The sequence below is a fragment of the Parasphingopyxis sp. genome, assembly GCF_052168275.1.
In the GTDB taxonomy this organism is placed as follows: domain Bacteria; phylum Pseudomonadota; class Alphaproteobacteria; order Sphingomonadales; family Sphingomonadaceae; genus Parasphingopyxis.
Genome location: NZ_JBQLZM010000124.1, coordinates 1 through 21,201 on the forward strand (window position 1 = coordinate 1; position 21,201 = coordinate 21,201).

Here is a 21,201-nt window from a genome sequence, read left to right on the forward strand (position 1 = left end):
CTAGCCCCGCATCTCGTCGTAGCGCACGAATTCATAGGCGATCGAGCTTTCGACGAGCATCTCCCAGAGCGCCGCGGCGAGCGGGACCGGGACGCCGAGCTCGGCCGCATGGGCCTTCACATGGGCGATCACATCGGCCTTGCGCGCCTCGTCGCGCACCGTTTCGCGGCTGGGCTTGATGCGCGCGGCGGCCTCCATATAGCGAAAACGGCGCGCCATCAGTTCGACCAGCGCGCGGTCGACCGCATCGACGCCCTCGCGCACCTCGGCCATGGATTCGCAGGACGCCGGATCGACCGTCCCGGCAACGGATTTTGCTGTGCTCATGCCCAGCGTCTCTAACCCGCGCGCCGCGAATGTCGAGATGGCGCGGCGGCGCGGATTCGCCTAGACCGATATCGAACCTAGCGAGAAACCATGCACTTCACGGATTTCGACCCCGAGGCGTTCCTGCGCGATCATTGGCAGAAGGCGCCGCTGCTGATCCGCAATCCCTGGCCGGACTGGCGCAACCCGATCGATCCGGAGGAATTGGCCGGGCTGGCCTGCGAGGAGGAGGTGGAATCGCGGCTCGTCGCCCATGCGGCGGATACGGACGGCGGACGATGGGCGGCCGAGCACGGCCCCTTCCCCGAAGACCGCTTCGGCGCGCTGCCGCCGCAGCAATGGACGCTGCTCGTCCAGGCCGTCGACCATTATGTGCCCGGGGTGGCCGCGCTGGTCGCGCCGTTCCGCTTCGTCCCCAACTGGCGGATCGACGATGTCATGGTGAGCCTCGCCGCGGACGGCGGCGGGGTCGGCCCGCATTTCGACCAGTATGACGTGTTCCTGATCCAGGGCCTCGGCCGGCGGCGCTGGCAGATCGGCGCGATGTGCGACGACAGCAGCGCGCTCCTCCCGCACGACGACCTGCGGCTGCTCGCGGACTTCGAACCGGCCGAGGAATGGCTGCTGGAACCGGGCGACATTCTCTACATTCCCCCGGGCATCGCGCATAACGGGGTGGCGGTCGGCGAGAATTGCATGACCTATTCGATCGGCTTTCGGGCGCCGTCGCGATCCGAGCTGATCGCGCACTGGACCGATCATGTGCTGGCCGCGCTGAACGACGACGACCGCTATGCGGATCCCGATCTCCGGCTGCAGGACAATCCCGGCGAGATTTCGGCCGAAGCGATCGGAAAACTGCACGCGATGGTGACCGAGAAAATGGGCGACCGCGACGCCTTCGCCCGCTGGTTCGGCGAATATAGCACGGCGCCCAAATATCCCGATATCGACTGGCGGCCGGAAGAGCCGGTGGACGCAGCGGAAATCCGCCGGCGGCTGGAGGCGGGCGGGACGCTCGTCCGCAATCCGGCGAGCCGATTCGCCTTTGTGCGGCGGGACGCGGGCGGCGTGCTGCTGTTCGTCGACGGGGAATGTTTCGCGTGCGGCGGCGAAACCGGCGCGTTTGTCGAGCGGCTATGTGCGGAAGACCGGATTGTGGATGCTGCGGGCCTGACGGGATCGGAGATGGCGACGGGATTGATCGAAACGCTGCTCGATCGAGGCAGCGTGGCGCTTGAGACCGGCGATTGATCGCTTGCGGCGAGATCGTCAGAGCGCCTGCGCCGCCGCCCATCCGCTGGCCCAGGCCCATTGGAAATTATAGCCGCCGAGCCAGCCGGTGACGTCGACCGCCTCGCCGATGGCGTAGAGGCCCGGCACGGTTTTCGCCTCCATCGTCTTCGAGGACAGGCCGGCCGTGGCGATGCCGCCGATCGTGACCTCGGCCTTGGCGAACCCTTCGGTGCCGTTGGGCCGGAAGCGCCAGTCGGCCAATTGCCGCTCCGCCGCGGACAGAACCCTGTCCGGCAGGTTGTCGAGATCGCCGTCCGCGCCCAGCCGCTCGGCCAGCGTCGCCGCCAGCCGGTCGGGCAGCGCATCGCGCAGCAGGGCCCGCACCGTGCCGCGCGGATGGGCGCGCTTGGCGGCGGGCAGCCATCCCCCCGCCCGCTCCGGCAGGAAATCGATCCCGATCTCGTCTCCGTGGCGCCAATAGGAGGATATCTGGAGGATCGCGGGGCCGGACAGGCCGCGATGGGTGAACAGCGCCGCCTCGCGAAATTCCGTCTTGCCGCAGCGCGCGACGACATCGGCGGCGACGCCGGAAAGGTCGCGGAACAGCACGTCCTCGCCGCCCAGCGTCAGCGGCACCAGCGCCGGGCGCGGTTCGACGACCTTCAGCCCGAATTGCCGCGCCAGGTCATAGGCGAAGCCGGTCGCGCCCATCTTGGGGATGGACGGCCCGCCGGTGGCGATGACCAGCGCGGGCGCCGCGTCCGTGCGGCCGCCATGCGTCACCCGGAACCGGCCGTCCGCATGGGCGATATCGGCGATCTGCCGGCCGAGCGCGAGGTCGACGCCGCCCTTCGCGCCCTCGTCGCGCAGCATGGCGACGATCTGCTTCGCCGACCCGTCGCAGAACAGCTGGCCGAGCGTCTTTTCGTGCCAGGCGATGCCATGGCGGTCGACGAGATCGATGAAATCCCGCGCCGTGTAGCGGCTGAGCGCCGATTTGGCGAAATGCGGATTGGCCGACAGATAGCGGTCGGGCGCGGTGTGGATATTGGTGAAGTTGCAGCGGCCGCCGCCCGAGATCAGGATCTTCTTGCCCGGCGCGTCCGCCCGCTCGATCAGCAGCACCCGCCGCCCGCGCTGGCCGGCGAGCGCCGCGCAGAACAGCCCGGCGGCGCCCGCGCCGAGGACGATCGCGTCATAGCCCGGCGTCATCGTGGCGCGCCCGCCGATTCCCGCCATTCGCCCGGCGCGATCCCGGCGACCGTCCAGTCCCCGACCGCCCAGCGCACGAGCCGCAGCGTCGGATGGCCGACCGCAGCGGTCATCCGCCGCACCTGCCGGTTGCGCCCTTCGCGGATCGTCAGCTTGAGCCAGCTGTCGGGGATCGAGCGGCGGACGCGGATCGGCGGATCGCGGGGCCAGAGACCGGGATCGGCGATGCGCTCGACCTCCGCCGGGCGGGTCGGGCCGTCCTTCAGCGCCACCCCGCGCCGCAGCGCGTCCAGCACCGCATCATCGGGTTCGCCTTCCACTTGCACGAGATAGGTTTTCGCCATCTTGAACTTCGGGTCGGCGATCCGCGCCTGGAGCCTGCCGTCATCGGTCAGCAACAGCAGCCCCTCGCTGTCGCGATCCAGCCGCCCGGCCGGATAGACGCCCGGCAAGTCGATAAAGGCCGACAGCGTCGGACGCGCGGTCGGCGACCCGCGGTCGGTGAATTGCGAGAGCACCCCGAAGGGCTTGTTGAACAGGATCAGCCGCGCCATGCGCGTCCCCCTGCACGATTCCGGCGCGGATTCCTATTTCGCTTCCGCAAAGCCTTTTGACGCGGTTGAGATATCCCTGTAGCGGTTGGGCGCTATCGGGGATGGTTGAGATGCTGAGCAGGCCGTTACTGACCACGCAGGAGATCGCCGCGCTGCTGAAGGTGCGCGAGCCGACCGTGCGGGGCTGGATTCATGACGGCGGCTTGCGCGCGATCAAGCTCAGCCGCGAATTCCGCGTGGTAGCAAAAGACCTGGAAGCCTTTCTCAATGCCCGCGCGACCCAACCCGGCCCGAAAGATCGCCAACCGCGATAAGGGCGATACAAGGATCCGATAGTGCACCCTGAAATCCCGTATCTTCGGGAAATCATAATCTTCCTCGTCGCCGCCGGGCTCGTCGTTCCGCTCGTCCGGCGCGGCGGGATCAGCCCGGTACTCGGCTTCCTGTTCGTCGGGCTGATCATCGGCCCCTATGGCGCGGGCCGGCTGGCCGGCGACACGCCGATCCTCGAATATCTCGTCATTTCGAATATCGAAGGGGTGAGCCGGGTCGCCGAGCTCGGCGTCATATTCCTGCTCTTCACGATCGGGCTCGAACTGTCGGTCGCGCAGCTCTGGGGGATGCGGCGGCTCGTCTTCGGCCTCGGCGCCGCACAGGTCACTGTCAGCGCGATCGTCATCGGCGTCATCGCCTATCTGTTCGGCAATTCGCTGGTCGCGGCGACGATCTTCGGCCTCTGCCTCGCCTTGTCCTCGACCGCGCTCGTGATGCAGCTGCTAACCGAAACGCGCCGGCTCAGCGCGCCGGCCGGTCGCTCGAGCTTCGGCATATTGCTGCTCCAGGACCTGGCGGTCGTGCCCATCCTCTTCTTCGTCGGCGTCGCCGGCGCGACGGTCGAGGGCTCGCTCGCCCTCGCGGCGGGCTGGGCGATCGGCGAGGCGACCCTCGTCATCGGCGCGATCTTCCTGATCGGAAGGATCGTCGTGCGGCCGCTGCTGCGCTTCGTCGGCGGCACGGGCAGCCGCGAGGTGTTCATGGCGGCGGTGGTGCTGCTCGTCCTCGCCACCGCGGCGTTGACCGCCGAGGCCGGGCTCTCGATGGCGCTCGGCGCCTTCCTCGCCGGGCTGCTGTTCGCCGGGACCGAATATCGCCACCAGATCGCCAGCGATATCGAACCGTTCAAGGGGCTGCTGCTCGGCCTGTTCTTCATCTCGGTCGGGATGAGCCTCGATATCCTCGCGGTGTGGGACAATATCGGCTGGGTGCTGCTGTCGGTCGTCGGGCTGCTGATCCTGAAGGGCGCGATCATCTACACGCTGGCGCGGATCTGGCGCCTGCCCAGGGACGTCGCCGCCGAGACCGCGGTGCTGATGAGCCAGGGCGGCGAGTTCGCCTTCGTCGTCATCGCGGCGGCGCTGTCCTACGCGCTGCTCGATCCGGAGATCGCGCAGTTCGTGCTGCTCGTCGTCATCGTCACCATGTTCCTGACCCCCCTGCTCGCCGTGGCCGGGCGGCGCCTGGGCCGGACGATCCGCGAGCGCAACGCCGGGGCGGCCGCCGAAGAAAAACCGATGGAGGACGGGCACCCGGTCATCATCGGCGGCTTCGGCCGGGTCGGCAAGATGCTCGCGCAGCTGCTCGACGAGCAGCGCGTTCCCTATGTCGCGATCGACAGCGACCCCGAACTCGTCGCGCGCGAACGCGCCGAGGGGGCCTGCGTCTTTTTCGGCGATGCGAGCCGGCCCGACCTGCTCGAGCATCTCGGCATCGAGCGGGCATCGGCGTTCGCGACGACGATGGACGAGCCGGGTTCGGCCGCTCATGTCATCAAGGCCGTGCACGGCGCCTGGCCGCACGTACCGATCATGGCGCGCGCCCGCGACGCCGGCCATGCGCGCCAGCTGCTGAAACAGGGCGCGGCGAGCGCGGTGCCCGAAACGGTCGAGGCGAGCCTCGAACTGTGCGAGCAGGTACTGACCGGCATCGGCTTTCCGGACGACGCCGCGCGCACGATCGTCGACGAGCGGCGCGGCCTGATGATTATCGGAGACGAGACATGACGGAAGCGAAACCGATGGGACCCAGGCATCTCCTGCTGCCCGTCCACGCCGATCACGGGCTGGACGCGCGGCTCGGCGCCGCTATCGCGCTGGCGCGGCGGTTCGGCGCCACGTTGCACTGCCTCCATGCGCGGACGCCTCCCGGCGCCGGACGCGCGATCAGCGCGAGCGGCATGGCGCGGCTCGACGAGGAGGAGGCGCGCGCGGGCAAGCGGCTGCGCCGCACCGTCGAAACCCGGCTGGCCGAGGCCGGCGTCGAGTGGGACTGGCAGGACCGGCCCGGCAACGTCGTGGACGCGCTGGTCGGCGAGGCGCCGCTCGCCGATCTCGTCCTGGTCAGCCCGATGACGGAGGGCAGCGGCCCGGCGGTGTCCGAGCCGATCGCCGAACCGCTGCTGCTGCGCAGCCCCACGCCGCTGCTGATCGCCCCGGACGGCCCCGCCGCCTTCGACACCGCGATGATCGCCTGGAACGGCAGCGCGCAATCGGCGCTCGCGATGCGGGAGGCGCTGCCGCTGCTGCGCGGCGCCGCGGCCGTCCATATCGTGACCGCGGCGGCCGATATCCGCGATTTCCCGCCGGAACGGGCCATCGACTATCTGCGCGCGCACGGCATCGAGAGCGCGCACCATATCGCCGCGGACGGCGGCGCCGACGCGGCCGACACGCTGACCCGGGAAGCCGCGCGCCTCGGCGCGGACTATATCGTCATGGGCGGCTATAGCCGGTCGCGGCTCAACGAGCTGATCTTCGGCGGCGTGACGCGCCATATGCTGCGCCGCCCGCCCGTGCCGATCTTCATCCGGCATTGAGCGCGCCGGCGCCGGACCATCGCGAACACGGCCCCAAATCCCTTGACTTTCCGGCGACGAGCCGCCACATGCGCGCCTTCGCAATTGGCCCCGCACCCCGGTGAAGTGGTGGCCGCGTCGTGCAGATCGGTACGGCGGTGCGTTCCGGGAACCTGAAACAAGCAAATTGGAGACGACTGATGTCGAAGCGCAACAGCGCCAAATACAAACTCGACCGCCGGATGGGCGAAAACATCTGGGGTCGCCCGAAAAGCCCGGTCAACCGCCGCGAATACGGCCCCGGCCAGCACGGCCAGCGCCGCAAGGGCAAGCTTTCCGACTTCGGCGTGCAGCTGCGCGCCAAACAGAAGCTCAAGGGCTATTACGGCGAAATCACCGAGAAGCAGTTCAAGCGCGCCTATACCGAGGCGAGCAAGATGAAGGGCGATACCTCGCAGAACCTGATCGGCATTCTCGAGCAGCGGCTCGACATGATCGTCTATCGCGCCAAGTTCGCGCCGACGATCTTCGCCGCGCGCCAGCTCGTCAATCACGGCCATGTCCGCGTCAATGGCGACAAGTGCAACATCCCCTCGCGCCGCATCAAGCCGGGCGACGAGATCATGCTGCGCCAGAAGGCCCAGGACATGGCGCTGGTGCTCGAGGCGCAGAGCCTCAACGAGCGCGACATTCCCGAATATGTGGTGCCCGACGGCACCGCCAAGGTGGTCTTCACGCGCATCCCGACGCTCGACGAAGTCCCCTATCCGGTGAAGATGGAACCCAACCTCGTCGTCGAATTCTATTCGCGTTAGGGTTCGGACCGAAGGTTCGGGGAGGACCCGATTCGAGAAGGGCGGCCCGCGGGCCGCCCTTTTTCGTTGGCGACCCTGTTTGCTGCCAGCGTCCTGTCAGCAGATCCCCATTCGGCGATTGCCCGGCCGATATTAGTCCCATATTGCAACCGACGATGGCAAACGGGGAGATCGGAATGGGCTATGCGCTCGACGCGGAAACGGAAATCGCGAGCCATGGCGACGGCCTCTATGCGCGCCCCGTCACCCAGGTCTTCTGGAACATGGAGAGCGCCTTTGGCGGCTGGGCGCTGGCGCTGGCGATGGAGGCGGTCGGACGGGAGGCCGATCCGGCCGCCGCGCTGTCCAGCATCAACGCGATCTTCGTCGCGGGGATCGACGGCGAGACGGTGTTCGTCCGCGTGGAGACGCTGAGCCAGCGCACGCGCACCGGCTTCTTCCGCGTCACGCTGCACAAGGATGCGGCCGACGGCCCGCTGCTGTTCGGCGCCGATATCGTGATGTCCGACCGGCGCGAGACCGATCTCGCCTACCAGCCGGACATGCCCGAGGTGACGCCGGCGGCCGAGACCGAGCGGCTCGCCTTCCCGCCCGGCATGGGCCCGCGCTGGTTCGGCCATTATGACCAGCGGATCGCGGTCGGCCGGCCCTTCACCGTCCAGGACAGGCCGCGCAGCGCGGTCTGGATGCGCGACGGCGACGGCCGGCCGCTCGATACCAAGGGGCTGGTCTCGATATCCGACGTGCCGATGCCCCGCGCCTTCTTCCTGGCCGATGCGCCACGCTTCAGCTCGACCGTGTCCTACAGCTTCGCGATGTTCGCGACCGAAGCGGAACTGGCGGCGATCGGCACCGACCATGTCCTCGTCGAGAGCGACAGCGCGCGCATCCGCCGGGGCATGAGCGACCAGCATGCCCGGATCTGGTCGCCGTCGGGCGACCTGATCGCGCTGACCAGCCAGACCGCCTTCTTCCGCTGAAAAACCCTGTCAAATTGTCATTGTTAGGCAGTTATTTAGCAATTCCCACTATTCACCTCTTCTCCGCGGGGAATTTCGAAATAATGGCAGAAGAGGATCAATGGCGATCGCTATTATCAAGACGGGATTCTATTTCGGGCCGCTGCTGTTCGGGATGTTGTTCATTCCCCCGGTAACCGCACAAATCATCGGGATTATGGGCTGGACCCCGCCGCTCGGCATGGCGCCGCTGGCCGCAGGCTTCGCACTGGGCGGCGTATGGGGCCTGTATGCACAGTGGCGCGGGAGCTGGCTGACATGGCGGCCATAGGCGAACTCCGGTCGGTCGCGACCGCCCATAACCGGCAACTGATGCAGCGCGAACAGGCGATCGCGCGCAAATATATGGGCGGCGTGCCCTGGCTCGCCGTCGCCTGGGGGCTCGGCAATTTCGCCGTCTGGCTCGCGCTCTGGCCGCTGGTCCTGTTCGGCATCCTGCCGCTCTGGGCCGCCTTCCCGGTCGCGACCGCCAATGTCATCCTCTGCTACCTGCCCTCGCACGAGGCGCAGCACGACATCATCGGCCGCCGCGGCACCAAGTGGCGCTGGCTCAACGAACTGGTCGGGCATCTCTCGACGATACCGCTCGTCCTGCCCTATCGCGCCGCCAAGCTCACCCATCTCGAGCATCACAAGCATACCAACCATCCCGAGCGCGACCCCGATTACAGCATGCGCGCCGACGGGCCTTTCCACATGCTCTGGGTCAGCCTGAAAAACCGCCAGCCGCGCTCCAATCGCGGGCTGCGCGGCTATCGCGAGGCGCTGGAGCGGATCGGCCGCCCGGACGCCGCGCTGGACGGCGTGCTCTACAACCTCGCCTATTACGCCCTGCTCTGCGGGTTCGCCTGGGCCGGTTACGGCATCGAGGCGCTGCTGCTCTGGTGGCTGCCGCGCCATATCGGCACCGCCTATATCCAGTTCTTCCTGAGCTGGGCGCCGCATCACCCGGCCAGGGCGGTCGGCCGCTACCGCAACACGCGGGCCTGGCGCAGCGCGCTCGGCAATATCGGATCGATGGGGATGCAGTATCACATCGTCCACCATCTCCACCCGACGATCCCGCTGACCCGCACTCCGGCCGCCTATCGCGAGATGCGGCCGATCCTCGAGGCACGCGGCTGCGATCTCGGCACGCTCTAGCACCGCCCCGCCCTTGATCTGGCGCGCCCGTCCGCCGATGATGGCGGGCGCGGGACGAGGGGACGGACAGGCTGCATGAAGAGACTGGCGAAGATTTTGGGGGTCGCCGCGACGCTCCTGTTCGTGACGGCCGCGATCAATGCGGCGCTCAACAGCCAATGGTATGCGCGGCAGGAGCAGGTCGCCGCGCCCGAGGCCCAGTATGACGTCGTCATCCGGCGCGACCGCTGGGGCGTGCCGCATGTGCTGGGGCAGACCGACGCCGACGCCGCGTTCGGCCTCGCCTATGCCCATGCCGAAGACGATTTCGAAACCTTGCAGGAAGTGATCGCCAGCGCGCGCGGGCGCCTCGGCGAGCTTACCGGCGCCGAGGGCGCGGCGCAGGACTATGTCTGGCACCTGTTCGACGCGCGCAGCGACGTCGACGCCGGCTATCGGCGCGCGCTGTCGCCCGAAACCCGGGCGCTGATCGAGGCCTATGCCGACGGGCTCAACCTCTACGCGTCGCAACATCCCGAAGAGTTGCGCATCCGCGGCCTGTTTCCGGTGACCGGCGAGGATATCGCCACCGGCTTCGCCTTCACCTCGCCCTTCTTCTACGGCATCGACCGGACGCTCGGCGCGCTCGCCGCGAGCGAGGAGCCGCCGCGCAACGGCGAACCGGCGACCGAGCGCGGCTCCAACGCCTTCGCCATCGCCCCGTCGCGCGATCCGGACGGCGCGACCAAGCTCATCGTCAATTCGCACCAGCCCTGGAACGGCCCGGTCGCCTGGTACGAGGCGCATGTCACCAGCGCCGAGGGGCTCGACATGATCGGCGGGCTGTTCCCGATCGCGCCGCTGCCGCTGCTCGGCCACAACCGCCATATCAGCTGGACCAACACGGTAAACCGCCCGGACCTGGTCGATGTCTACGAACTCACCCTCAACGAAGCGGGCGACGCCTATCGCTTCGACGGCGAATGGCGGCCGCTGGAGAGCCGCCGGATCTGGCTCCACGTCCGGATGGGGCCGCTCGTCGTGCCGGTCCCGCGGACCGTCCACCGCTCGATCCACGGGCCGGTGATGATCAACGACAATGGCGCCTTCGCGATCCGCTATGCCGGGATCGGCGAGATCCGCCAGGTCGAGCAATATTACCGGCTGACCCGGGCCGAGAGTTTCGAGGAATGGCAGGAGGTCATGCGGATGCAGGCGATCCCGGCCACCAACTTCATCTATGCCGATCGCGAAGGCCATATCGCCCGCCTCTACAATGCGCGCTTCCCCGACCGCGCGGAGGGCTTCGACTGGCGCGGCGTGCTGCCGGGCGACACCAGCCGCACGCTGTGGACGGCCGATGCGCCCTTCGCCTCGATCCCGTTCCTCGTCGACCCCGCTTCGGGCTATATCTTCGATGCCAACAGCACGCCCTGCATCGCCACCGCCGCGGCCGACAATCTCGATTGCGACGGTTTTTCCGCGCTGCTCGGCATCGAGAGCAACCGGACCAACCGGATGCTGCGCGCCGACGAGCTGATGGCCGCGATCGAGGGCCCGATCGGCTGGCCGGAGCTGCGCCGCGTGAAATACGATACCGGCTATTCGCGCCGGTCGGCGGCCGGCGCCTATTTCCGGCGGATCGCCGCGCTCAATTTCGAGCCGGGCGACCTGTCCGACGCGCAGCAGCTGCTGGCGCGGTGGGACTGGACGCTGGACGGCGAGGGACCGGCCGACGGCCTCGCCGCGCTCGTCCTGCGGCACATCATGCTCGCGGCCTATCGCGGCGATCCGCTTCCCGATCCGCGCGAGACCTTCGCCGGGGCCGTCGCCTTCCTGATCGACGAGCATGGCCGCCTCGAGGTCCCGCTCGGCGAGGTGGTCCGGCTGCGGCGCGGCGCGGCGGACCTGCCGCTCAGCGGCGGGCCGGACGCGCTGCGCGCCATCTATTGGGGCGATCCGGAAGACGGCGCGCATTCGGCCACGGCCGGCGACAGCTACATCATGGAGATCACCTGGCACCGCGACGGCACGGTCAGCTCGCGCAGCGTCCACCAGTTCGGCGCGGCGAGCACCCGGCCCGATTCGCCGCATTATGACGACCAGGCCCCGCTGTTCGCCGCGATGCGGATGAAGGACAGCTGGTTCGACGCGGAAGAACTGGCGCCCAATATCGTCTGCAGCTACCGCCCCGGCGAAGCGGGACGCACGCCCGACGGCGCCCCCTGCCCCCGCTAGCGCGGGACTCCTAGCCGCGCGTCAGCCGCACCAGCGTTTCGTCGAGCGCCGAGAGGAATCGCGAACGGTCGGCCTTCGCAAACGGCGGCGGCCCGCCGATCGCGTCGCCGCCCGCGCGCAGATCGGCCATGATCGCGCGCGTCGCGACCGCGGCGCCGATCGAGTTGGCGGTGAACGGCTTGCCGTTGGGCGCAATGACGCTGGCGCCCGCCTTGATGCAGCGGTCGGCGAGCAGGATATCGGCGGTGATCACGATCGTTCCGGCGCCTGCCCGCTCGGCGATCCAGTCGTCCGCCGCGTCGAAACCGTCGCTCACCACCTCGCGCGCGACCCGCGGGTGGTCGGGCACGCGCAGATGGCTGTTGCTGACGATCGTGACGGGCGCATCATGCCGGAAGGCGACCTTGTAGATTTCCTCCTTCACCGGACAGGCATCGGCATCGACGAGGATCCGGATCCCGTCTCCGGTCAAGACGGATTCCCGAGCCCCAGCGCCGCGCGCAGAAAGGCGTCGCTGCGCTCAAGCATCCGGGTGCGGGCGTCCGAATCGGTCAGATAGTGATTGAGACCCTCGAACACGATCAGTTCGCTGGGCCTGCCGACGTCGGTCAACCGATCGTGCATCCGGCGCGCATGGCCGATATCGACATTGATGTCCTGATCGCCATGAAAAAGGAGAACCGGAGCGTTGATGCGATCGGCATGGCGCGCCGGGGAACCGGCGAGAATATGCGGGCCGGTGCCCAGATATTCGGCGATATTGCGTCCGCCGAAAAAGGCCATGGCATCCTGGCGCAGCGCCGGCAGGTCCGTCACGGGCGCGATCGCGACGATCGCCTTGAACAGGCCCGGCTCCAGCACCCCGGATTGCAGCGCCGCGTAACCGCCATAGGACCAGCCGACCGCAGCCAGCTGATCGGCATTCGCTATGCCCTCGGAGACCAGCCAGCGCGCGCCGTCATTGACGTCGCCGATGGCGGTCGCCCAACTCTGAAAGCCGTTTTCGACAAGCCAGTCTTCGCCATACCCGTAGGAGCCGCGGAAATTGGGCTGGAGCACGGCATAGCCCTGATGCGCGAAGAACTGCGCGAGCCAGTCAAAGCTCAAAAAGGTACGCCATTCCGGACCGCCATGCGGCAGGACGATGGCCGGCAGGTTTTCGCCATCGCTTCCCGGCGGCAATGTCAGATAGCCGGGGATCATCGTGCCGTCGGCCGCCGGATAGCGAACCGGACGCACCTCGGCGAGCGTCACGCCCTCCAGCGCGGGCCGGGCGAGCAGTATCTCGTTCAACGCGCCGGTCGCCTTGTGGAACACGTAGTAGCGACCCGGATTCGTCGGACCGACCGCGCGAACGAGCAGCCGGCTTTCGTCGTCACTGGCATCGAGAAATATGATCTCCGGATTGCCCGGCAGCGCGTTGCTCAGAGCCTCATGCAGCGCTTCATATTCGGGATCGAAATAGGCAACGATGTTTTCGTCTTCCGAATAGCCGACACCGATCACGCGCTGCGCGCGACCCAATCGAAGGAGCCGGCTGACATCGACTTCGGGATGGGCATAAATCAGTTCGCGATCGAGCGTGTCGTTCAACGTGATGCGAAACAGCGCATCGCGGCCGTCATGCTTTTCCAGCCCGTACACCGCGTTCAGGGCGCGATCGACGACCAGCGGATAGAAGCCCGTATCATCCACCATGTTGTACGATCCGAACTCGCGCCATTCATCGCTGTCGGCCGTGCGGTAATAATAGTTGATCGTCTCGCCCGCCATGCCGGTGGCCCCCCGCCGCGAAATCGTCGCCTTCATGCGAACGGTCCCGTAGCCGTCGCTCAGGAAGCGGACATTCTGGCGCACCGGCGGTTCGATACGTTCCGTGCGGCCGGTGCGCGTGTCGATGAGGACGACCCCCAGTCCTTCGGCATTGTCGACGACCCGCGTCGCCCCGCGATTTTGCTCGGGCACATAGGTGCGGCTCATCGTGATCCGGTCATCGTCGTCCGGCAGCCAGTCGACGATGCTGCCCTCGAACTGCCGGTTGCGCCGGAAGATGTTGTCCCGCTGGCCCAGCGAACGGGCGTCCGAACTGTCGTCGTCGATCGCGAACAGGCGGTTGACCGGATAAATCTGGAGTTCGGCGCGCATCAAGGCCGAGACCGAACAGACCAGCCGCTCCTCGTTGACGAAGCGGCACCAGTCGAGCTCCATCGGGTCGCCGTCGCTGACCGACACGATCGACGACCGGCCGCCCGTCACATCGGCGACATAGGCGCGGGTTTCCTCGCCCGGTCCCGGGCCGAGATAGGTCACCCGGCTGCCGCTCGGCGACAGCGCGATCGCGCTGACCGCCGGCCGCTGGCCGAAGGCCTCGGCCGGGTTGTCGAGCTGCTGCGCGGCGGCGGGCGCGGCGATGCCCAAGGCGATCCAACCGGCCGACGCCAGTACAAGATTTTTCATGATATGCCCCGTTTGAAAGTCCAAAGCCCTGTATTTCCGCGACTATATCGGCTCGATCGTGCGAGGAAAAGGCACCGCCCGCAGTTTCCGATCTCGCCGGCGCGCCGAACATGCTAGGCGGCGGCGTGGACAAGCGCCTGGGCATCCGTCTCTTCTGGCTCGTGATCGGGCTTGGCGCGCTCGGGCTCGGCATTCTCGGCGCGGTCCTGCCGCTGATACCGACGACGCCCTTCCTGCTCGTCGCCGCCTTCGCCTTCGCCCGGTCGTCGCCCCGGCTCGCCGCCTGGCTCGAGGCGCATCCGCAATTCGGCCCGCTCGTCGCCAACTGGCGCGACCATGGCGCGATCAGCCGCCGCGCCAAGATCGCGGCGATGGCCGTCATTCTGGCGACGCCGCTGATCAGCCTCGCGCTGGGCATCGCGCCGTGGATACTGGCGGTGCAGATCGGCGTGCTGGCTGTCGTCGCCATGTTCATCGCAAGCCGCCCCGACGGCCCGGGCGGTGGCGATACGGCCTAGCGGGGCCGCTCCGATAGACGGCCTAAATCGCGGCGAGACACGAATCCTATAAAGGGCGGGAAATCACGCGAAAATCGCCGATTTCGAGGCGCTTTTCCGCCCGGCCGCCTTGCGCCGCCCCGCTGCGCTGATATCGTGGGGACCGAGGGGCGCTGGACCTGCGCGCGGCAGGTCGGAATGGAAAACAAGGGTCTTGTACATGCCTCCAACACTGTTGTTCGCAACCGATCTGACGGCGCGCGGCGATCGCCCGCTCGACCGGGCCGTATCGCTGGCCGACGAGATGCATTGCGACGTCAAGCTGCTCCACGTCATCGACAAGAAGGCCGCCGCGTTGAATGCCGACCCGTCCGACATATCGGAGAAGATCCGCGCCGACCTGCCCGAACAGGCGGCCGGCATGGACATCATCGTGGAGAAGGGTTCGCCGCCGCAGACGATCGCGCGGGTCGCCGAGGAGACGAGCGCCGACCTGATCGTTACCGGGGTCGCCCGCCATACGAGTCTGGGCGACATCACGCTCGGAACCGCGGTCGACTATATCGTCCGCCGGGCGCCGGTGCCGGTGCTCGTCGTCAAGAAGCGGCCGCTGCATCCCTACAAGACGCTGGTCGCCGCCACCGATTTCTCGGCCTATTCGCTGGGCGCGGTCAACGCCGCCGCGGCGCTGTTTCCCGAGGCCGAAATCCATCTCGTGCACGCCTATGCGGTCCCCTATAGCGGCTGGCTGAAATCGGACGAGGTCGAGAAGGAAGTCCGCGAGGAAGCCGAGGAATATATGGAGAAATTCCTCGCCGATCCGGGCTTTTCGGAAGAAGTGCGCGCCCGGCTCCATCCGCATATCGGCTATGGCCATATCGAGGAGGTCATCTACCGCGCGCTGCGCGAGCATGACGCGGACCTGCTGGTGCTCGGCACCCATGGCCGCAGCGGCTTCGCCCAGGCGACGATCGGCAGCAACGCCCAGTCGATGCTGACCGGGGCGCCGTCCGACGTGCTGATGGTGCGCAAGCAGAAATAGCCGGGTTCGCGCGGACCGACGCCGATTTCGCTTTTTCGTTGCGGAACCCGCGGGCGCGCGGTTAGTTGACGATATGTGAAGCGCCGGAACGCGGCGCCGCAATACAGGGGAGATTGTCTTGACGTTCCGCCACATCCCGCCGCTTGTCCTTCTGATGCTCGCCGGCGCCTGCGCGCCGATGGCCGAGGCGCCGCAAAGCGCGGCCGCCGAGCCCGCCGTCGCGCCCGCTGCCCCGCAAATCTCGCTCGAGACGCTGCGCGGTCTGACCGAGACCATGTCCTCGGACGCCTTCGAGGGCCGGGCGCCGGGAACGCCGGGCGAAGAGATGACGGTCAGCCTGCTCGCCGAGCGTTTCGCCGCGGCGGGCCTGCAGCCGGGCAACAACGGCAGCTGGTTCCAGGAAGTGCCGCTGGTCGAGATCAACGCGAACCCTGAGACCGCTGCCCTCTCCTACACGGCAAACGGCGAGACGGTGACGCTCGCCTATGGCAGCCACATGGTGATCGGCACGCCGCGCGTCGTACCCGAAATTGCCGTCGAGGACGCCGAACTCGTGTTCGTCGGCTACGGCATCAACGCGCCCGAGCGCGGCTGGAACGATTATGCGGGCATCGACATGGCGGGCCGCATCGCGGTCATCCTCGTCAACGATCCCGATTTCGAGAGCCCGACCAACGAGGGCCTCTTCGACGGCCGGGCGATGACCTATTACGGCCGCTGGACGTACAAGTACGAGGAAGCCGCGCGCCAGGGCGCAGCCGGCGCGATCATCGTCCACGACACCGAGCCCGCCTCCTATGGCTGGAACGTGGTCGAGAGCAGCTGGTCCGGTCCGCAGCTCAACATGGCCGCAGAGAACGACCATATGGACCGCGTGCCGATCGAGGGCTGGATGACCAACGAGGCGAGCCGCGCGATGCTGGCCGCCGCCGGGCAGGATCTCGACGCGCTCACCGCCGCCGCCCGGCAGCCGGGCTTCACCGCCGTGCCGCTCGGCATCACCGCGAGCGCCAGCGTCGATAACACGATCCGGCGCGAGAACAGCCGCAACGTGATCGCGATCCTCCCGGGCAGCACGCGGCCCGACGAATATGTGATCCACACCGCGCACTGGGACCATCTCGGCCGCTGCACGCCGGCGCCCGACGGCGACGATATCTGCAACGGCGCGCTCGACAATGCGACCGGCACCGCCGGGCTCGTCGCGCTGGCCGAGGCCCATGCCGCGGCCGGCCCCGCCGAACGCTCGCTCGTCTTCCTCGCGGTGACCGCCGAGGAGTCCGGGCTGCTCGGCTCGACCTATTACGGCGCCAATCCGGTCTTCCCGCTCGCCCAGACCGCCGGCGGCATCAACATGGACGGGCTCAACATCATCGGCGCCTCGCGCGATGTCGTCGTCGTCGGCTACGGCAAGTCCGAGCTCGAAGAGTATCTGGCGCGCGCCGCCGCGGCACAGGGCCGCGTCGTCCGGCCCGAGCCGACCCCCGAGGCCGGCTATTTCTTCCGCTCCGACCATTTCGCCCTCGCCCGTCCCGGCGTCCCGATGCTCTACGCCGAAGGCGGCGAAGATCTGGTCGAGGGCGGTCCGGAAGCCGGCGCCGCCGCCGCGCGCGACTATCGCGCCAACCGCTATCACGGGCCCAAGGACGAATATGACCCCAATTGGGACTGGACCGGCGCGATCATGGACCTGGAGCTCTATTACGCCATCGGCCGCGAGCTTGCCGATTCGACCGACTGGCCGAACTGGAATCCCGACGCCGAATTCCGGGCCGCCCGCGACGCCTCGCGGCCCGCATCCGACTGACACCCCGCTCTTTAGGAGAGACCTGATGAAACGCACCCTAGCCACGCTGATTGCCGCGACCGCGATCGCCGCCCCCGCCCTCGCCTATCAGGCGCAGGAACAGCAGGAGCCGCGCGAACCCTCGATCCTCGAACGCGTGCTCGATCGCGTTCTGGGCCCGGCCGAACAGCCCCAGACGGCCCAGACCGATCGGACGGCAGGCGAAGCGCCGGCGCCGGGCACGCTCTACAGCGTACTCGCAGCGGATTTCCGCGCCGAGGACCGCGCGCGCGACCGCTATCGCCACCCCGCCGAAACGCTCGATTTCTTCCGCGTCGAGCCGGGCATGACGGTCGCCGAATTCGGCCCCGGCGGCGGCTGGTACACGCGCGTCCTGGCGCCGTATATCGCGCCGCGGGGCCGCTATATCGCGGTCAACGCCGATTCCTCGTCGCGAACCCTCGACGCCGAACAGCGCGCCCGGATCGACAGCTGGCCGCAGCGTTTTGCCGCCAGTGTCGAGGAGTGGACGGGCGTCCCGGCCGCTTCGGTCACCGCGTTCGAGAGCGATGAAGCGCCGGAAAGCGTGGCGGGCACCGTCGACCGCATCCTGATCTTCCGTTCGCTGCACGGCCTGCGCAACGGCAATATCGCCGACAGCGAGCTGCGGCGGCTGCGCGCCATGCTGGCGGACGACGGCCTGGTCGGCGTCGTCCAGCACCGCGCGCCGGAAACCGAGACCTGGGAGCGCTCGAACGGCTCGCGCGGCTATCTGAAACAGTCGGACGTGATCAAGCTGTTCGAACTCAACGGATTCGAGCTGGTCTCGACTTCCGAGATCAACGCCAACCCGAACGACCCGGCGAACTGGGACCGCGGCGTCTGGACGCTGCCGCCCATCCTGACGCTCGGCGACGAGAATCGCGACCGCTATGTCGCGATCGGCGAAAGCGACCGGATGACGCTGCTGTTCCGCAAGGCGCGGTAGTTTTTCAGAATTTTCCTGACGGAAATAGCCGCACCGAAATTCGTCATTGCGAGCACAGCGAAGCAATCCGGAGCCGAACGCGCCACGCTCTGGATTGCCGCGTCGCCTTACGACTCCTCGCAATGACGCGAAACGCTTTTCAATCCCCGCAATTCGACCGCCCGCGCGAACACCGCTTCGAACATCGCGTCGGTCAGCCGGCCGGTATTCTGGTTGTAGCGCGAACAGTGATAGCTATCGATCAGCAGCCGCCCGCCCGGCAGCCGGTGCTCGGCGCCATGGCCGAACCGGTACCGCCCGGGCGTTTCGCCATGGGCACGCAGGATCGAGGCGTGCGCGATCGTCCCCAGCGCGACGATCGTCGTGAGCCTGGGCAGCGCATCCAGTTCGGGCGCCAGGAAGCGCCGGCACGCGTTGATCTCGGCGGCGACCGGCTTGTTCTGCGGCGGCACGCAGCGCACCGCGTTGAGGATGATCGCGCCGTTGAGCCTCAGCCCGTCGCCGATATCGCCCGCATAGGCCCCGGCGGTCATCCCGACCTTGCCGAGCGTCTCGTACAGCAGCCCGCCGGCATGATCGCCGGTGAACGGCCGGCCGGTCCGGTTGGCCCCGGTCAGCCCCGGGGCGAGTCCGACCACGGCGAGCCAGGCCTCCGGATCGCCGAACGAGGGCACCGGCGCGTTGAACCAGTCGGGATGCGCCCGTCGCTGCTCGGCGCGAAACCGGGCCAGCCGCGGGCAGAGCGCACAATCGGGCGGCGGCCCCGCGCCAAAATCATCCATCGGCACGCCCTGGATCGTCGAGTCGGCCGACCACCCGGTCGAACAGCGAACGCCGGGCCAGCGCATCGTCGAGCCGGTCGAGTGCCTCCGCGACCGCGCCTGCCTCGAGATCGAGCTCCGCCGAGGCATCCGAGAGCGCCCGCCACAGCGGATCGAGCGTCGCCACCAGCGCCCGGCCCTTCGCCGTCAGATCCAGCAGATTGCGGCGCGCATCGTCCGGATCGGCGCGGGTGGACACCAGCCCCGCGCCGGTAAGGGATTTGCGCGTCTGGCTAACGGAAACATGGGTGATGTCGAGGGCCGCCGCGATGTCGCCGACCGCCATCGGCCCGTTGAGGCGCAACTGGTTGAGGACGCCGAACCAGCGCTGTTCGAACGCAACCCCGAAGAAATCGTAGCAACGCGCCGCATCGCGATCGATCGTTTCCGACAGGCGGCGCAGCCGCGCGCCCAGCGCCCGTCCCCCGGAATCGCGTACATAGTCGGACCGTCCCATCTCATCGCCATAGCCATTGACAATTACGTAGTCACCTACGTAGTTGCCTACGCTAAAGGAGCCTGCCCATGACCATACGACCCGACCGCCGCACCTTCTGCCTGACGAGCGCCGCCGCGATCGGCGCCGCGGCCGCCGCGCCCCTGCGCGCGCTGGCGCCGACGGAAACGCCGGTCGATCGCATCATGCGCCGGGCCGTCGTCATCAACGGCAACATGCTGCCGCCCTTTTCCGAGGATCCGGCCAACGACATGGCCTTCGCCGCGGACCTTTCGGCCACCGGGTTGACGGCGGTCAAATACAGCCTGGCCGGCGCCGCGGGCGATTTCGGTACCGCTATCGACCATATCGGCGCGATCGCCAACGCCATCGCCGATCACGCCGACCGGTACCTGCTGGTCCGGACGGTCGCCGATATCGCGGACGCCAAGCGGACCGGACGGATCGGGATCATCTTCGCCTTCGAGGCCGCGACGATGTTCGACGGTTCGGTCGAACGCATCTCCTATTTCGGCGATCTCGGCGTCCGATCGATGCAGCTCTCCTACAATGGCCGTTCGCCCTTCGCCGCCGGCGTCATGGTCGACGATCCCGAGGCCGGATTGACCGAACTCGGGCGCCGGGCGGTCACCACGATGAACGCGGCCGGCATCGCGATCGACGCCAGCCATTCGAACGACCGGTCGACGTTCGACATCATCGGACAATCGAGCCGTCCGGTCATGATCTCGCATGGCGGCTGCGCCGCCATCCACCCCCATCTGCGCAACCGTTCCGATGCGGCGTTGCGCGCGATAGCCGACAATGGCGGCGTTTTCGGACTGTACGAACTGGCCTATCTGACGCCCGGCATGGAACAGCAGACCCTGGCCGATTACATGCGCCATCTCGTCCATGCGATCGACATCTGCGGCGTCGACCATGTCGGGATCGGCAGCGACTCGCTGATGCTGGAATTCGATACCGGGCCGGACAGTATCGCCGACTGGAATCGCAGCATCGAGGCGCGGCGCGCGGCGGGGGTGAACGCGCCCGGCGAAGGACCGCCGCCGTTCGTCGAAGGGCTGAACGGCCCGCACCGCATGCGGACGATCGCGGCGGAACTGCTGGCCCGCGGCCATGGGGAAGCGGCGATCGAGAAGATCCTGGGCGGCAACTTCTTCAGGCTGTTCGCCGAAACCTGGCGCTAGCCCGCACGGCTGCGGCCCTCACGCGACGGCGCCTTTGCGCTGGCCCGGGCGCGATCGCTGACCTAAGGCGCTGCCATGACGCGCGCGCGCTTCCTCATCGGCCTCGGATCGAACCGGTATCGCGGCGGGCCGCCGCGCCGCACCCTGGAGCGCGCCGTCGATACCCTTGCCGCGCGCGGGCTGGAGATAGTCCGACGCTCCGCGATCGTGACGACACGGCCGCTCGGCCCGGGCGCGCGCCGGTACGCCAATGCCGCGATCCTCGCGCGGACGGACCTGCCGCCGCCGGACCTGCTCGCGATGTGCAAGGAAATCGAAGCCGCGTTCGGGAGACGGTCCGGACGGCGCTGGGGCGACCGGATCCTCGACCTCGACCTGCTGCTCTGGTCGGGCGGATGCTGGTCCGGAGACGGGCTGACCCTGCCGCACCCGGCGCTTGCGGAACGCGATTTCGTGCTCGGCCCGCTCGCCGAGATCGCCCCCGGCTGGCGGCACCCGGTTTCGGGCCTCACGATCCGCCAGCTGAATCACCATCTGCGCCGCAATATCCCGGTTGACCGCGGGCCGAACCATCCCTAGGTCGCACGCG

Annotated in this window: 22 protein-coding genes; 15 read left to right on the plus strand and 7 right to left on the minus strand. The window is 68.1% G+C overall.

What is annotated here, in order from left to right:
• Complete coding sequence (locus ACTS1X_RS10990) at window positions 1-327, minus strand: chorismate mutase (protein ID WP_442614438.1); 327 nt, start codon at window positions 325-327, stop codon at window positions 1-3.
• Between the two features lie 90 nt (window positions 328-417).
• On the opposite strand from ACTS1X_RS10990, the gene ACTS1X_RS10995 reads away from it, so the two are divergent.
• Entirely contained in the window at window positions 418-1,581 is a 1,164-nt protein-coding gene (locus ACTS1X_RS10995) for a JmjC domain-containing protein (protein WP_442614439.1), read from the plus strand.
• 18 nt (window positions 1,582-1,599) lie between these two features.
• Here ACTS1X_RS10995 and ACTS1X_RS11000 read toward each other — a convergent pair whose 3' ends face one another.
• Together ACTS1X_RS11000 and ACTS1X_RS11005 are read right to left on the minus strand one after the other, a co-directional pair.
• Entirely contained in the window at window positions 1,600-2,802 is a 1,203-nt protein-coding gene (locus ACTS1X_RS11000; protein ID WP_442614440.1) for an NAD(P)/FAD-dependent oxidoreductase, read from the minus strand.
• Entirely contained in the window at window positions 2,772-3,329 is a 558-nt protein-coding gene (locus tag ACTS1X_RS11005; RefSeq protein WP_442614441.1) for a pseudouridine synthase, read from the minus strand. The genes ACTS1X_RS11000 and ACTS1X_RS11005 overlap by 31 nt, the downstream gene beginning before the upstream one ends.
• A 101-nt stretch (window positions 3,330-3,430) precedes the next feature.
• Here ACTS1X_RS11005 and ACTS1X_RS11010 point away from each other — a divergent pair, with 101 nt between their 5' ends.
• The 8 genes from ACTS1X_RS11010 to ACTS1X_RS11045 all read left to right on the plus strand — a co-directional run bounded on the left by ACTS1X_RS11010 (window position 3,431) and on the right by ACTS1X_RS11045 (window position 11,374).
• A complete protein-coding gene (locus ACTS1X_RS11010; RefSeq protein ID WP_442614442.1) occupies window positions 3,431-3,643 on the plus strand; it encodes a helix-turn-helix domain-containing protein in 213 nt (70 codons plus the stop codon).
• A 21-nt stretch (window positions 3,644-3,664) separates the two neighbouring features.
• Window positions 3,665-5,389 carry a cation:proton antiporter domain-containing protein gene (locus tag ACTS1X_RS11015; RefSeq protein WP_442614443.1) on the plus strand — a complete coding sequence of 575 codons (1,725 nt, stop codon included), beginning with the start codon at window positions 3,665-3,667 and terminating at the stop codon, window positions 5,387-5,389.
• A complete protein-coding gene (locus ACTS1X_RS11020; RefSeq protein WP_442614444.1) occupies window positions 5,386-6,201 on the plus strand; it encodes a universal stress protein in 816 nt (271 codons plus the stop codon). The genes ACTS1X_RS11015 and ACTS1X_RS11020 overlap by 4 nt, the downstream gene beginning before the upstream one ends.
• A 179-nt stretch (window positions 6,202-6,380) precedes the next feature.
• Window positions 6,381-6,995 (plus strand): 30S ribosomal protein S4, encoded by a 615-nt coding sequence (gene rpsD, locus ACTS1X_RS11025; protein WP_442614445.1) that lies wholly within the window; start codon window positions 6,381-6,383, stop codon window positions 6,993-6,995.
• Window positions 6,996-7,150: 155 nt separating this feature from the next.
• Entirely contained in the window at window positions 7,151-7,975 is an 825-nt protein-coding gene (locus tag ACTS1X_RS11030; RefSeq protein WP_442614446.1) for a thioesterase family protein, read from the plus strand.
• A 100-nt stretch (window positions 7,976-8,075) separates the two neighbouring features.
• The gene (locus ACTS1X_RS11035) at window positions 8,076-8,285 is read left to right on the plus strand and encodes a hypothetical protein (protein ID WP_442614447.1); all 210 of its coding nucleotides are present in this window, start codon (window positions 8,076-8,078) and stop codon (window positions 8,283-8,285) included.
• Window positions 8,273-9,157, plus strand: coding sequence for a fatty acid desaturase (locus tag ACTS1X_RS11040; RefSeq protein WP_442614448.1), 885 nt, complete (start codon window positions 8,273-8,275; stop codon window positions 9,155-9,157). Before ACTS1X_RS11035 ends, ACTS1X_RS11040 begins: the two co-directional genes overlap by 13 nt.
• A gap of 75 nt (window positions 9,158-9,232) precedes the next feature.
• The gene (locus ACTS1X_RS11045; protein ID WP_442614449.1) at window positions 9,233-11,374 is read left to right on the plus strand and encodes a penicillin acylase family protein; all 2,142 of its coding nucleotides are present in this window, start codon (window positions 9,233-9,235) and stop codon (window positions 11,372-11,374) included.
• Between the two features lie 10 nt (window positions 11,375-11,384).
• On the opposite strand, the gene ACTS1X_RS11050 is transcribed toward ACTS1X_RS11045, so the two are convergent.
• Together ACTS1X_RS11050 and ACTS1X_RS11055 are read right to left on the minus strand one after the other, a co-directional pair.
• Window positions 11,385-11,831, minus strand: a complete 447-nt coding sequence (locus ACTS1X_RS11050) for a YaiI/YqxD family protein (RefSeq protein WP_442614479.1) — start codon at window positions 11,829-11,831, stop codon at window positions 11,385-11,387.
• Between the two features lie 11 nt (window positions 11,832-11,842).
• Complete coding sequence (locus ACTS1X_RS11055; protein ID WP_442614450.1) at window positions 11,843-13,831, minus strand: alpha/beta hydrolase family protein; 1,989 nt, start codon at window positions 13,829-13,831, stop codon at window positions 11,843-11,845.
• Between the two features lie 125 nt (window positions 13,832-13,956).
• On the opposite strand from ACTS1X_RS11055, the gene ACTS1X_RS11060 reads away from it, so the two are divergent.
• From ACTS1X_RS11060 to ACTS1X_RS11075, 4 genes are all read left to right on the plus strand, one after another.
• Complete coding sequence (locus tag ACTS1X_RS11060; RefSeq protein ID WP_442614451.1) at window positions 13,957-14,349, plus strand: YbaN family protein; 393 nt, start codon at window positions 13,957-13,959, stop codon at window positions 14,347-14,349.
• A 199-nt stretch (window positions 14,350-14,548) separates the two neighbouring features.
• Entirely contained in the window at window positions 14,549-15,370 is an 822-nt protein-coding gene (locus tag ACTS1X_RS11065) for a universal stress protein (protein ID WP_442614452.1), read from the plus strand.
• Window positions 15,371-15,524: 154 nt separating this feature from the next.
• The gene (locus tag ACTS1X_RS11070; RefSeq protein WP_442614480.1) at window positions 15,525-17,177 is read left to right on the plus strand and encodes a M28 family metallopeptidase; all 1,653 of its coding nucleotides are present in this window, start codon (window positions 15,525-15,527) and stop codon (window positions 17,175-17,177) included.
• 25 nt (window positions 17,178-17,202) lie between these two features.
• Entirely contained in the window at window positions 17,203-18,144 is a 942-nt protein-coding gene (locus ACTS1X_RS11075; RefSeq protein WP_442614453.1) for a class I SAM-dependent methyltransferase, read from the plus strand.
• 107 nt (window positions 18,145-18,251) lie between these two features.
• Here the strand turns inward: ACTS1X_RS11075 and ACTS1X_RS11080 are convergent, their stop codons facing one another.
• Both ACTS1X_RS11080 and ACTS1X_RS11085 read right to left on the minus strand, forming a co-directional pair.
• Window positions 18,252-18,926 (minus strand): uracil-DNA glycosylase, encoded by a 675-nt coding sequence (locus ACTS1X_RS11080; RefSeq protein ID WP_442614454.1) that lies wholly within the window; start codon window positions 18,924-18,926, stop codon window positions 18,252-18,254.
• Window positions 18,919-19,422 carry a MarR family winged helix-turn-helix transcriptional regulator gene (locus ACTS1X_RS11085; RefSeq protein WP_442614455.1) on the minus strand — a complete coding sequence of 168 codons (504 nt, stop codon included), beginning with the start codon at window positions 19,420-19,422 and terminating at the stop codon, window positions 18,919-18,921. Before ACTS1X_RS11085 ends, ACTS1X_RS11080 begins: the two co-directional genes overlap by 8 nt.
• Before the next feature lie 68 nt (window positions 19,423-19,490).
• Between ACTS1X_RS11085 and ACTS1X_RS11090 the strand changes: the two genes are divergently transcribed.
• Both ACTS1X_RS11090 and folK read left to right on the plus strand, forming a co-directional pair.
• Window positions 19,491-20,612 (plus strand): dipeptidase, encoded by a 1,122-nt coding sequence (locus ACTS1X_RS11090; RefSeq protein WP_442614456.1) that lies wholly within the window; start codon window positions 19,491-19,493, stop codon window positions 20,610-20,612.
• 75 nt (window positions 20,613-20,687) lie between these two features.
• Window positions 20,688-21,191, plus strand: a complete 504-nt coding sequence (folK, locus tag ACTS1X_RS11095; RefSeq protein ID WP_442614457.1) for a 2-amino-4-hydroxy-6-hydroxymethyldihydropteridine diphosphokinase — start codon at window positions 20,688-20,690, stop codon at window positions 21,189-21,191.
• The last annotated feature ends 10 nt before the right edge of the window (window positions 21,192-21,201 follow it).